Raw genomic sequence first — 14,071 nt, 5'->3', positions numbered from 1 at the left:
AAGGAGTTTTTCATATGCAGACACAACCAATCAATATAGAGAGGAAATTTAGACCTGAAATCGAGGGTTTAAGAGTCATTGCAGCATTGCTAGTAGCAATTTATCATATATGGTTTGGAAAGGTATCAGGAGGCGTAGATGTATTCTTCGTTGTTTCAGGATTTCTTATAACGACATCAATCATATCTAGATACAATCGGGAAGGATCATTTAAATTTTTACCTTACATAACAGGATTAATTAAACGATTATTTCCATCAGTTATCACAGTATTACTTACAACGGTCGTATTAAGCTTTTTCTTATTGCCTGAATCGATATTAGGTAAAACTATAAAAGAAATTATAGCTTCATTGTTTTACTATCAAAATTGGCAACTCGCTTTATCAAGTACTGATTACTTAAATAAAGATCAAATGAAGACACCAGTAGAACATTTCTGGGCAATGTCTATACAAGGACAATTTTATATTATTTGGTTCTTATTATTTAGTTTGATTTTTGTGATATATAAAAAGAAAACAAACTTGAAAATCGTAAATATAATGAATTTATTCTTAGGTACTTTATTTATTGTATCTTTTATTTATTCAATATATTTAACAAATGTAAATCAACCATGGGCATATTTCCATACATTAACTAGAGTTTGGGAGTTTTCATTAGGTGGGTTATTAGCAATTAATTTATCTAAAATAAAAATATCCAGTGTAGTAGCTAGCATTATAGGTTGGTTAGGTCTAATTGGTTTGATCTTAACAGGTGTTATTTTCAATGTATCAACAATGTTTCCGGGATACATTGCATTATGGCCAATGCTTTGTGCAGTATTTATTTTAGTATCTGGAAACCACGAAACAAAGCTTGGTGTTAAGAAATTTCTAGGTTCTTCCTTTATGGTAAAAGTAGGTGGATTATCATTTGGGTTATACTTGTGGCACTGGGTAATACTTTCATTCTATCAATATCATAACAACGAAAAACCAGGTATTATTTTAGGAATATGTATGATTTTACTTTCTTGGTTATTATCATACTTAATGACAAAATATATTGAAAAGCCAATTCGAACAGCATCTTCAGATAAAATTTCATTTAAAAAGTTAGGGATTGGTTTAGTAATTAATTTAATAGCTGTGGCAGCATTATATTTCATTGTATTTAATAATCCATTAGAAAAAGATAAAGTTGCATTAAGTGAGGACTATCCTGGTGCAATGGCTGCAGAAAAACAAGTTAAAGTAAATGATGATGTAGATGTGATACCAGAATTTTCGAAAATTAGAAATGAATCTCCTGATTCTACTAGAGACAAAGTACATCAAAAAATAGGTGAGTCAAAAGTTTTAGTTGGAGAATATGGTAAGAAAGAAGATTATGATAAGACAATTGCACTAGTTGGAAGCTCTCATGCACAACATTGGCTTGGTGCATTACAAACCGCTGCTAAAGAAGGTAATTACAGAGTCTTAAACATGACGAAAAGTGGTTGTGTATTGACAACTAAAGATAGTGAGCAAGATTGTACAGAATGGAATAAAAACTTAATCAAAGAAATTGAAAAGCAAGATATAGATTTAGTTGTAACAACAGCAGATTCAAGTACAGATATAAATGGTAAAATAGATCCATTACAAATTAAACAATTTGAGAATATCACTTCAACTAAGACACCAATAATGGCAATAAGAGATAATCCACGGTATGAATTTAATGTTCCAGAGACATTAGATAAATTTGGTGAAAAAGAAACAATCAATAAAATGAATGCCAAACAACGCTTACCAAAAGAGGATAAATGGAGTCAACTTGAAGAAAAGCCGAAGAATACAAAATATGTTGATTATACAAAGTACTTTAAAGAAAATGGCAAATTTGTACCGGTTATAGGAAATGTAATTGTTTATATGGATAAAGGACATATATCAAATAGTTATTCAAAAACATTCGGACCTAGATTAAAAACTGATATTGAAAAATATTTAAAAGAACTCAATTAATTTTGAGTTCTTTTTATTATTAAGCAAATGTAAACTATGATAAAAGAATGTAAACCCTTCCTTAAGTATCTGTTAAACAACTGTTTATTGCTTTAATAATAGTTACAATATAATTAATATTACATAAGTAATAGCTTAACAATTAATTATTAAAGGATGGATATAATATGAAATTAACTACTATTGGTTTAGGATACATCGGATTACCAACCTCAATTATGTTTGCGAAACACGGCGTAGATGTTGTGGGTGTAGATATAAATAAAGAAGCAGTGAATAAATTAAATAACGGTCAAATTCATATAGAAGAACCTGGCTTACAAGATGCTTATGAAGAAGTATTATCTAAAAATAAATTTAAAGCTAGTTTAAAACCTGAAAAAGCAGATGCTTTTATAATTGCAGTGCCTACTCCAAATAATGATGATCAATATGAATCATGTGATATTTCATTAGTAATGGGAGCAGTTGAATCAATCGTTCCATTTTTAGAAAAAGGAAATACTGTTATTGTTGAATCTACAATAGCACCTAGAACAACGGATGATCACGTTAAACCTTATCTTGAAAGCCAAGGCTTTGAAATTGGTAAAGATATTTTCCTAGTACATTGTCCTGAAAGAGTATTACCAGGAAAGATATTACATGAATTAATTCATAACAATAGAATTATTGGTGGTATCACGCCGGAATGTGTTGAAGCAGGTAAAAAAGTATATGGCACATTTGTACAAGGTGAAATGATTGAAACTAATGCTAAAACTGCTGAGATGAGTAAACTAATGGAAAATACTTATAGAGATTTAAATATAGCATTAGCAAATGAACTCGCTATGGTATGTAATCATTTAGATATTAATGTATTAGAAGTGATTAAAATGGCGAACAAACATCCTCGTGTTAATATTCATTTGCCAGGACCAGGGGTTGGTGGACACTGTTTAGCAGTGGATCCATACTTTATTATTGCAAAAGATCCAGAAACTACACCGTTAATTCAAGAGGGCAGACGTATTAATCGTTCAATGCCACAATATGTCATTGAAGAATCTAAAAAAATATTAAAAGAATTAGGTGGCAACAAGATTACAGTATTCGGCTTAACTTACAAAGGCGATGTAGATGATGTAAGAGAATCACCTGCTTTTGATATTTATAATGATTTGAGAAAAGAAGATGATCTTATAGTAGAAACATATGATCCACATGTTGAATTAGGCTTTGTTGAGAAAGATATTAAAAAGGCAGTTGAAGATGCATCATTAGTATTAATACTAAGCGATCATTCTGAGTTTAAAACATTAACTGATCAAGACTTTGAAGGTATGAAAAATAAAATCATATTTGATACTAAAAATGTTGTTCAATCTAAATTTGAACAAGTTAAATATTATAATTACGGCAATTTATATACATTCGGAAAAGAAATTGCATATTCATTTAATAAGTAAAGATTGAGGGGTCTTCATATGATTGATGTAAAAAGTCCATTTATTCAAAGCGGATTAAGTTTTCAAATTATTTTAAGAGAACCAGAAAATCAAGAAATATTTGATGTGGATGACGATGAAATTATAGTGAATCATGTTTCAGATTATTTAAATAAGGCTTTAAAAGTTATTTCAGTAAAAGACATAGAAAGTGAACTTTATGGACTCGTTGTAAGAGGTACCAATATAATTGGATGGACTAAATTGAATAACTCTATCAAATTAATTTCAAAGCCTATAGAAACAATAAGAGTTGATTTAACTCATTTTAATACGCCACAAATAAATAGAGATTTAGGTTTTAAAGTAGATTATAACTTATTGTTCCAAGAGAAGAACTATTCTTCTAGAGCTTTATATTTATATGAAGGTGAAATTTTAGAAGCAATATTTAATAAAGGTACATTTAGTGGTTTTGTAAAAACTGAAGATATAGACAGAGCAGTTATGATAAATACTAAAGTATCTATAAAAAATTCTACTTTATTTTATCAAGATAGTGCCAAGAACAAAACAATTGACCTTTCTTTAGATGAAGAACAATTTGACTTTAACAATGTGAATATCGATATGGTATTTTTAAAAGCGAAATCAGTTCGCGTTATTATTAAAAAGAAAAAATATTGGATTAGTCTTTCAGATTTAATTGATAACGAAATGATTGATTCTTTAGAAAGTATAAGTTACGAAAATTATAATGAATTGGAACTAGAACAGTTAGATATTATTACTAATTTTCAAGAAGAAAGAAAAGAATCTAAATCAGCTATTGTTCGTTTGATTAATGAGAATATTAATTTACAAAAAAATCATAAAAAAGAAGAAAAAGCACAATACGAAAGACTATATCACAATTTAAGAAATTCTAAATTAGGAAAAATTCAAACGAAATACTGGAGTTGGAGAAATAGGAGGAAATCATAATGTCTTCAAATGAACCAACAAAAATCGACAAAAGTAATAAACTTCAAACAGCTAAAGAAGAATTAGTTAACTTTGACGACAAAACAAAAGTTGAACAATTAGAAGAAGTTCTGGATATTGTTGAACAAGATTATATGTATGGATTGTATAAACTCAAAAAAGTAAAAGATTATACTAATCATCATAATTATTATAAAAAAGTTGCAGATGAATCAAAATTAGATTTCCTTGAAAATCATCAACAACATATCTCACAACTTAATACCTCTAACGAATCAAGAGTATTTGTAAAAAATAAATATAAAGTTGGTTTAATCGCTGATGAATTTTTATATAATTCGTTTAAAGATATAGGTAATATTGTATATATAGATAGTGAGTTTTCATCATTAAGTGATGATATGGATGTATTGATTGTAGCAACTGCATGGAGAGGTATAGATGGAAGTTGGACTGGTCTAGCATCAGTCAATAGCGAAAAGAGAAGAATGTTAATAGAAGGTATACAAAAAGCGAAAAATCTTAATATACCAATTGTATTTTACTCGAAAGAAGATCCTGTTAATTTCCATTTATATAAAGATATTGCTACTGAGTGCGACATTATTTTAACTTCTGCAGAAGAGGTTGTTAATGATTATAAAGAATATTGTCAAAATGATAATGTTCATGTACTACAGTTTGGAATTAATCCACATTATCATAATCCTGTTGGTTCAAGAAGCCAATATAATCAAGCATTTAAAAATGATGTTATTTTTGCAGGAAGTTGGACTGAAAAATATCCTGTAAGAAACCAAGAATCAGCAAGAATTTTTGATGAATTAATAAATAATGAAAATGATTTAACGATTATAGATAGAAATTTACCTTTAAGAAGAACGCGTTATCAATTTCCTATGAAGTATATTCCATTTTTAACAATGCCAATCGATCATAATGAACTTATGAGCTTACATAAAGTTTATCGATGGGCTGTAAATGTGAATTCAGTTAAATATTCAGAAACTATGTTTGCGAATAGAATTTTTGAATTACAAGCGTTTGGCAATTTAATCTTATCTAACTATTCAGTTGGCGTGAATAATCAATTTCCTAATGTGTTTATGATTAATCATAAAAGCGATGTCGCACCAATTATGAATCAATATAAAGAATATGAAATTGAAGATATGCAGGCGAAAAGTATTAGAAGTGTTATGAGAGATAGCACAACTTATCATAGATTAGATGAAGTTTTATCGTATATAGATATAGAGCCAACTCAAAAGGACAGTAAAGTTTTAGTAATTGTTGATCAATTAACAGATAAAATGAATGATATTTTATCTCGTCAACTTTATGTGCAATTTGATGTAGCTGAAGCTAACCAGACAATAGATGACTATAGTCAATATGAATTCATTACATTTATGAAAGACTCTATTTCATATGAAGAATATTATTTAGAAGATTTATTTTCTGTTTTTAAATATGTAGATGTTGATTTTGTCACTAAAGATAAACAGCATGAAGCTCATCAATATATTGATGAAGCAATAAATAAATATTTAACGATGTATCATAGAAATATTGTAGACGAAAACTTAAATATATTACAATCCAATAATGGCTATAATTTAGATCAATCCGAAATTTACGAATCTACTTTATATGGTCAAAATAAGCAAAAGAAAAAATTGAGTGTAATTATCCCTATACACAATAATGGGACGTATTTAGAAGATAAATGTATGCGTAGTTTAAGAAGATCCTCTATCTTTAGTGAAATGGAGATTATATTTGTAAATGATGGAAGCACAGATTCAGAAACGATTTCCATTATTAACAGACTTAGAAGAAGATTCCCTGATATCGTGTATTATGAATATGAACAAGGATCAGGAAGTGCATCAAGACCTAGAAATAAAGGTGCAGAGCTTGCTTCTACAAAATATATAACTTATCTTGATCCTGATAATGAAGCAACAGGCGATGGATATGCAACTTTATTAGAAGAAATCGAAACAAATAACGATGTAGATATGGTTGTTGGAAACATTATTAAAGAAGACAACAAACGTAGAGCATTGTTTAATTATGCTGGAACTGTTAAGAAATACAATGACGGTAACTTATTAATTGAAGATCCTAAGAAATATATGAAGAAATGTGGATTACGAGCACAAAGTATACAAGCTTTAGTTATTAAATCAGCAATTATTAAAGATAATAACATTCAAATGATTGAAGGAGCAGCTGGGCAAGATACATTGTTCTTCCAAGAATTGATGATTAATTCTAAAAAGGTAAAAGCTGTTACTGACGTTATTCATATGTATTATGCAGCTGTTTCAGGTTCTGTAACTAATTCAATTTCCAAAAAATTATTCGATAAATATTATGCTTTAGAAATTGAAAGAATTCCTTTCTATGAAAAGCATGGCTTACTTAGTTCGTATTTAGAACATAGATTTAACTTCTATGTTAAAGGTTGGTATTTACCAAGACTTGAGAAAGTTAAACCTGATGAAAGAAAAGAAGCGGTTGAGAGATTTTTAGAAATTTATAGTTTATACGATCAGTATAAGCGTCCAGAAGACCATGATTTAAATAAATATGTTGAAAATCTAAAAAAAGAAGTTCAATAAGTGATGGATAATAGGGGGAGAATATGATGGATAATGTATTGGCTAAGTTTCATAAAGCATATATTGTATTACCTAATCAATTCTCTCTTGATCATACATACTATCAAGAGAATACGAATATCGGTAAGTTTAATGTTTATTATGCTTATGATTTAGCTCAATGTGAAGTAATGGTGAATGAAACAAAAGTCATCTTATTAGGTCATTTAGTTCATACTCAAAATAGTGAATTAAACTATCATGAAATAATCTCTCGCTTATTATCACATGAGTTAGATTCTTATGAATTTCTTGAAGAGATGAGTTTTTATAACGGTCGATATGCAATGTTTATTGAATATAAAGGACAAGTGTATTTTTATAATGATGCTACATCATTTTTGTCTTTGTATTATCATAATGAATTATCATTGTATGCTAGTCACTCAGAACTACTCAAGCAGTTGATTGAAGATTACTATAATATTGAGTGTGAAAAAATAGCTTCTAAATCAAATGGTTTTTTAGACTATAGCAAATATAAAAACATATATAAGTTTAATTCCAATACACGGCTAAATATGACACAGCATCAAATAAAAAGAATTTATCCAATTAAACCTTTTAAAGTCAAAACAGCTGAGGAAGTATTGAACTTAATAGATAATGAAATAAAAGAATCAGTTAAATATTTATTTAATTTAGATAAAAAAATATTATGCTCTATTACAGCAGGACATGATTCAAAAGTATCATTATCATATATAAAAGATTTTGTGGATAGTGTTAAATTCTTCACTTATACGAGAAACATAGATGAATTGGAAAACAAACAAGTTTCGAAGATATATAAATTAGATGAATCAATCGCACGTAAAATTGCTTATAATCTTAATTTAAACTATAAATTATTTAATATGGATAATTCGTCTATAAAGCCTGAAATGAAAGTTAAATATGAGCAATATGAAACAAGTCATAGCATTAATTTAATCAATTATTATAACGAAAATTATGATTTTCAAAATGCATTACATTTAAAATCGACAATTTTTGAATTAGCAAAAGATATTGTCCCAAAAAGTATTCAAACAAAAGATTCTTTTATTCCTTATACGAATGCTATTAAAAAATGGGCTAAAGACTTTCCGTTTGATGATGAGCATCAAATAGAATATTTATCTAATTTTATTGAAAGAAATGAATTGAATAAGACGATAGAAATGGGTTATCATCCATATGAAATTTTATACTATGAATCTAGAATGAACGGATGGCATAGTTGTATTATTCAAGAAAGTGATGACTTTTTAGATGTCTTTAGTTTAATTAATACAAGGCATATACTATTTGAATTACTTAAAATAAATGATTCAGATAAAAACGAAAACAAGCTTCATCAATTGATTGTAAAAAATAATTGGCCAATTTTAAATTATTTTCAAGTAAACAATAGCCAAACTTTAGAAAATAAAGTGGATCAATTAGAACAGCAAATAAATGAACGCAATAGTAACTTAGAAAACATCATAATTGAAACAGATGATTTTTATCAACGTAATAATTTAAATAGCACACGGTTTAGAGCACTTTCAAATAAGTTTAGCAATGTAAATAAAAAGATAATTACTTTAACTAACAAAACTAATAACGTTCAAAAAATTGAAATAAAAACATTTTATAACAACACTAATGGCAGAGAGATAATATACTTTGATATTGAGGATCATCAAATCGATTTAGTCGATTTAAGTATAAATGGATATGATTTGAATTTTAATCCTCATGAGTCAAAAATAATTTCAGTATATGCAAGTAAAAATTTTGAAAAGTCATCGTGGATAAATGCTTCAGAATTTGAACTTATTGAAAAATAAAAAATCAAGTAGGTCGTTATAATATGAAGATAGTTACTGAAATCTTTAAAGAACAACTTAATAATTTACCTAAAATTTTAAAACTTGCAATTTATAATATGAAAAGTCAATACGCCAATCACTATCTTGGTGTGTTTTGGAATATATTACAGCCAATACTACAAGTAGCAGTTTATTATCTCGTATTTGGTTTAGGTTTAAGAGGAGATGCTAATGCACAAGTAGTTGGTGTACCATTTTTAGTACATTTAATTTCAGGTCTCTTTCCATGGTTATTTATATCACAAGGTATCAATACTGGTGCAACTTCAATACAAGGTAATGTAGGACTATTATCAAAGATGAGATTCCCTTCATCAATATTTATTTCAATCGCATTAACTAACAATATGATTAATTTAATGATTACATCATCAATATTATTTGTAATTTCACTTGTTAATGGTTATGTACCATGGTGGCACTATTTCTGGTTTATTTATTTCTTAGTAGCATCGTATGCAATTATTTTTGGTATTTCACTAATTATGTGTACTTTAATAATTATCATTAGAGATACTAAAAATTTACTTCAAAATATCATTAGAATGTTATTCTTTATGACACCAATATTTTGGGCGATGGAAGAGGCACATGGTATTCTACAAAGATTAGCGAGCTTGAATCCATTTGCCTACTTAGTAGGTGTATACAGAACGGCATTTGTTCATGGAAATGTATCAGTATATGGAGAATGGCATGATCATTTATATTTTTGGTTAATAACAATATTATTATTGTTAATTGGTTCATTAATTCATTCAAGATTTAAAAGGAAGTTACTAGACTACTTATAGGGTGTTTATAATATGACAAAGAAATTATTAATGATTTCCCAAAACTTTTACCCAGAACTCGGATCTGCAGCAAACAGAATGAAAATGATGTTTAAAGCATTTAAAGTCAAAGGCGCAGATCCGACTATGTTAACAACTGAACCAACATATCCAAATCAAAGCTTATTTGATGATGATGCATACTTTACTGATCAATCTTTAAATAAATTAGAAAAAAGTAAAATTATACGTATGAAAATGCATGGTAATAAACAAAATAGTAATTTTATTATGAGGTTAGTATACTATATAGAACAGTACGTTAGATTAAAAGTATTTCTGAATATGCATAAAGAAGATTATGATATTATATACGTTTCCAGTCCAAATATATTTCTTGCTTGGGCGACGCTTTTTTTCAAAAAAGCAAAAAAACCGACATATGTTTTAGAAATTAGAGATTTATGGCCAGATAGTGTAAACGGTTTAAAACATATAAACATCAGTTTATTTATGCCACTTTTAAAATATTTAGAGAAGAAGATGTACAATTCTACAGATAAAATTGTTATAAACAATGAAGCATTTAGAGCACACATACAAAATAAATTAGAAAATAAAACACCAATTTTTTACTTACCTAATGGAATTTCAAAGAGTGAGCTAATAACAGAAGAAAAGTATCAAGATTTCAGTGTAATATATACTGGAAATATAGGGTATGCTCAAGATGTCGATAAGTTAATCTCAATATGTAAAGCATTAAATAATAAAAAAATATACGTAACTGCTATTGTGTACGGTGTACAAGCTGATAAATTTAGAAAAGCTGTCAAAGAATGTGCGTATATCCAAGTGAAAAAGCCAGTTGATCGTGTAGCTTGTCTATCAGAAATTTCTAAACATCATGTATCACTTTCAATATTAGAATCGTCAGATGTTTTTATGAATGTTATGCCAGGTAAAATTGTTGATTCAATTGGAGTAGGTACTCCGCCCGTATCCAATATAAGTGGTCCTACTGAAGCGATTATACAAAAATATGATTTAGGATTTGCTCGGAAACAAGCTTCAAATGAAACAATAGTTAATGAGATAGAATCTTTAAAAAATGACAAAAATAAGTTGTTGATAAAAGAAAACAACGCAAAAAAATACCGAGATGAACATTTAATTTGGGAAGATAATATTGAAAAGCTAATTACGTTTTTAAGAAAAGGTGATGAAGATGACAAAAACATATAAAATTAAATGTGAAAATGTCTCAAAGGTTTATGACTTGAATGTAAATAGAAAAGAAAAATTATTATCTTTATTTACTTTTGGCTTAAGTTATAAATCAAAACCTTACTATGCTTTACACGATATAACATTTGAAGTTGAAGAGGGGACATCTGTAGGCATTATTGGATTGAATGGTTCCGGAAAGTCAACTCTATCTAATATTTTAGGTGGGGTAGTCGAACCGTCGTCTGGTACAGTACATACAAATGGTAAACCTTCCTTAATTGCTATTGGTGCAGGTTTGAACCCAGATTTTACTGGTGCAGAAAATATTCAATATAAATGCTTGATGCATGGCATGACACAAAAAGAAATCAATGAAAAATTTGATGATATTGTACAATTTAGTGAATTAGATGAATTTATATATCAACCTTTAAAATCGTATTCTAGCGGTATGAAATCTAGATTAGGATTTGCTATAGCTATCCATACAGACCCAGATATATTAATTGTTGATGAAGCGTTATCTGTAGGAGATGAAACTTTTTCAAATAAATGTATAGATAAAATGCATGAATTACAAGAGCAGGGTAAGACAATATTTTTTGTATCACACTCAGCAGGACAAATTAAAAAAATGTGTAAGAAAGCAATCTGGATACATTATGGAGAAATGGTTGCGTATGGTGAAGTTAATGATGTAGTTGCGAGATATGTTCATCTCATTCAAAAAGTAAAAAAGAAAACTAAAGAAGAACAGTTAGATTATAAACGTATTAAAATTCAACAACAACGTGATAAAGAAGTTGATGAATCTGTAATTCATAAAGAAAAAAGACCAACAAGCATATTAGCAATGATTGGGCTAGTGAGTGTAGCATGGTTGTATATACTGTTGTTCCAAGTAGGTATACTATAAATCATAAAGAATGAGGTTAGAAAATGAAAAAAGTCACAATGTTTGTTTGGAATCATTTTACAAATGATGCGAGAGTAAATAGAGAATGTACAACATTAGCAGAACAAGGCTATGAAGTAGACTTAATTGCAATCAATGATCCTAAAAATCCTGTCATCACAGCCTATGAAGAAATTTCTAATTCATTTAGAGTCCATAGAGTAAAACGTTATCCTTGGATGTTACAAGCATATCAAGATTATGGAAAAAAATTTTTACTAGTAGTTGCTGGTGTTCAAGTTGCGATTATACCAGCGCTTTTTTACATTAGCTTTACTATAATGGCTGCCTATTTAATGTCACTAGTCATTGCTGCAGGTATGATTAAAATTAAAAAACTAAGAAAATGGTTCATAAACGGTGCCATTATAACGAGAATGATTGTTAAAGGTTATTTCCAGAATGCAGATATATATCATGCAAATGATTTAAATACATTACCTCAAGCAATCGTTTGCTCGAAATTAAGATTAAAACCAAGACCACTTATTTATGATAGTCATGAAGTTCAATCAGATAGAACAGGTTATAATAAAGAAAAAATTAAAAAAATTGAATCATTTATGCTAAAATTTGTTGATCAAATGATTGTAGAAAACCATACAAGAGCAAAGTATAACGAAAAAATTTATGGATTTTATCCAAAAACGCTATACAATTACTCTGAAAAATATGAAATACAAGATAAACATAAAATCAACTTACATCAAATAATAGGTATAAATGAAGATGAAAAAATATTGTTATATCAAGGTGGACTACAACAAGGTAGAGGACTAGAATTATTGATTAAAGCAATGGATGAAATTGAAGAAGGACATTTATTATTTATTGGCGGAGGAAAATTAACACAACAATTAAAAGATATGAGTAAAAGTTCTGCCAAAGCACATAAAATACACTTTTTAGATAAAGTGCCTTTTCAAGAATTACCATCTTATACTAGAGAAGCTTACTTAGGATTTCAAGTGTTACAAAACATATGTTTCAATCATTACTCAGCAAGCTCAAATAAATTGTTCGAGTATATGATGGCACATGTACCAGTTATAAGTTGTGATTTTCCAGAAATCAAAAAAGTAGTAGACGAAACTAATACAGGTATAGTAGTCGACCCTCATAATGCAAATGAAATAGCTGAAGCGGTTAATAAATTAGTGAACGATGAGGCACTTAGAAATAGACTTAGTGAGAACACTAAACAAGCTAAAGAAATCTATAATTGGAATAACGAAAAAGTAAAACTACTTGAAATTTACAATCAATTCGCACCATTATCAAATAAAGAAATACAATTGAACTTTAAGTAAAGGAAAAGCTGAGACAAATCAATTGTCTCAGCTTTTTCGTGTGGAGAAAGTGGGTATGGTTGGGGCTTGGGTTCGGGCTAACTGGCAGAATTCTGGATAATGCTCCTTAACGATAAGACCCCTTACGGACATTACTCGGAATAATGTCCTTAACACTGCTATTTGTAAAACAAAAGTGTTATAAAATAATTATTGATTTAATACTAAATACATTTTAGTTAACTTGTATTTAGCCAACTTAGGTATTACAATGATATAGCTAATATAGATATGGATAAAAGGAGTTTATTTAAGATGTATATTAAAAAGGGAATTAAGAACGTTAGTGATTTTATAAAAGAAGGTAATGATCATGAAGCTATGATGTTATTAAGAGACTTAGAAGCTAACGTAATGAAATATGACTTTGAAATTATGGGAGAAGGATTTAATCAGTTTGCAGATATATACGTTTCACTAAAAAATAGAAAGAAAGCAATAGAAATGTATCAAAAAGCAATACTTTACTTTAGAGAAGTAGGGAATAAAGATAAAGTAGAAGAAATTAGCCATAAATTTGAATATCTTATTTTATAGTAAGGGAAGCTATTAGATAAATTGCGCTACAAAGTAAACCGCCTAATTCGGGAACTAAGTTCTTGAATTAGGCGGTTTTTATATTTTAATGACAATGATTTATAATCTATAAGGAATAAATATAGGGCACCTATATTCACACAAGTTGAAAGAAGTGTAACTAAGGGCACCCATATTCACAGAAGTCGAGAGAAGTGTAAGCAAGGGCACCTATATTCACACAAGTTGAAAGAAGTGTAACTAAGGGCACCCATATTCACACAAGTTGAAAGAAGTGTAAGCAAG

The 14,071-nt window shown here is 28.6% G+C and carries 10 protein-coding genes; all 10 read left to right on the top strand.

Annotation, left to right across the window (positions count from 1 at the left end):
* Positions 1 to 14: 14 nt before the first annotated feature.
* The 10 genes from LQ609_RS02060 to LQ609_RS02015 all read left to right on the top strand — a co-directional run bounded on the left by LQ609_RS02060 (position 15) and on the right by LQ609_RS02015 (position 13,786).
* Positions 15 to 2,000, top strand: a complete 1,986-nt coding sequence (locus LQ609_RS02060) for an acyltransferase family protein (RefSeq protein ID WP_208144007.1) — start codon at positions 15 to 17, stop codon at positions 1,998 to 2,000.
* A gap of 167 nt (positions 2,001 to 2,167) precedes the next feature.
* On the top strand, positions 2,168 to 3,451 hold the full coding sequence (locus LQ609_RS02055; RefSeq protein ID WP_078356747.1) for a nucleotide sugar dehydrogenase: 1,284 nt from the start codon (positions 2,168 to 2,170) through the stop codon (positions 3,449 to 3,451).
* 18 nt (positions 3,452 to 3,469) lie between these two features.
* A complete protein-coding gene (locus LQ609_RS02050) occupies positions 3,470 to 4,414 on the top strand; it encodes a hypothetical protein (protein WP_078356748.1) in 945 nt (314 codons plus the stop codon).
* Entirely contained in the window at positions 4,414 to 7,044 is a 2,631-nt protein-coding gene (locus LQ609_RS02045) for a glycosyltransferase (protein ID WP_107510090.1), read from the top strand. The genes LQ609_RS02050 and LQ609_RS02045 overlap by 1 nt, the downstream gene beginning before the upstream one ends.
* 26 nt (positions 7,045 to 7,070) lie before the next feature.
* On the top strand, positions 7,071 to 8,900 hold the full coding sequence (locus tag LQ609_RS02040; RefSeq protein ID WP_119634686.1) for a hypothetical protein: 1,830 nt from the start codon (positions 7,071 to 7,073) through the stop codon (positions 8,898 to 8,900).
* A 23-nt stretch (positions 8,901 to 8,923) separates the two neighbouring features.
* Complete coding sequence (locus tag LQ609_RS02035) at positions 8,924 to 9,736, top strand: ABC transporter permease (protein ID WP_239734262.1); 813 nt, start codon at positions 8,924 to 8,926, stop codon at positions 9,734 to 9,736.
* A gap of 12 nt (positions 9,737 to 9,748) precedes the next feature.
* The gene (locus LQ609_RS02030) at positions 9,749 to 10,960 is read left to right on the top strand and encodes a glycosyltransferase family 4 protein (protein WP_078356751.1); all 1,212 of its coding nucleotides are present in this window, start codon (positions 9,749 to 9,751) and stop codon (positions 10,958 to 10,960) included.
* A gap of 121 nt (positions 10,961 to 11,081) precedes the next feature.
* Complete coding sequence (locus LQ609_RS02025; protein ID WP_411815765.1) at positions 11,082 to 11,861, top strand: ABC transporter ATP-binding protein; 780 nt, start codon at positions 11,082 to 11,084, stop codon at positions 11,859 to 11,861.
* 23 nt (positions 11,862 to 11,884) lie between these two features.
* Positions 11,885 to 13,210 carry a glycosyltransferase gene (locus tag LQ609_RS02020; protein WP_208144005.1) on the top strand — a complete coding sequence of 442 codons (1,326 nt, stop codon included), beginning with the start codon at positions 11,885 to 11,887 and terminating at the stop codon, positions 13,208 to 13,210.
* A gap of 294 nt (positions 13,211 to 13,504) precedes the next feature.
* Entirely contained in the window at positions 13,505 to 13,786 is a 282-nt protein-coding gene (locus LQ609_RS02015) for a hypothetical protein (RefSeq protein ID WP_078356754.1), read from the top strand.
* Positions 13,787 to 14,071 lie beyond the last annotated feature (285 nt).

Source organism: Mammaliicoccus sp. G-M28 (assembly GCF_022386595.1).
In the GTDB taxonomy this organism is placed as follows: Bacteria; Bacillota; Bacilli; order Staphylococcales; family Staphylococcaceae; genus Mammaliicoccus; species Mammaliicoccus fleurettii.
Note: the sequence above shows the minus strand (reverse complement) of the source record. Positions and strands in the feature narration are given on the sequence as shown.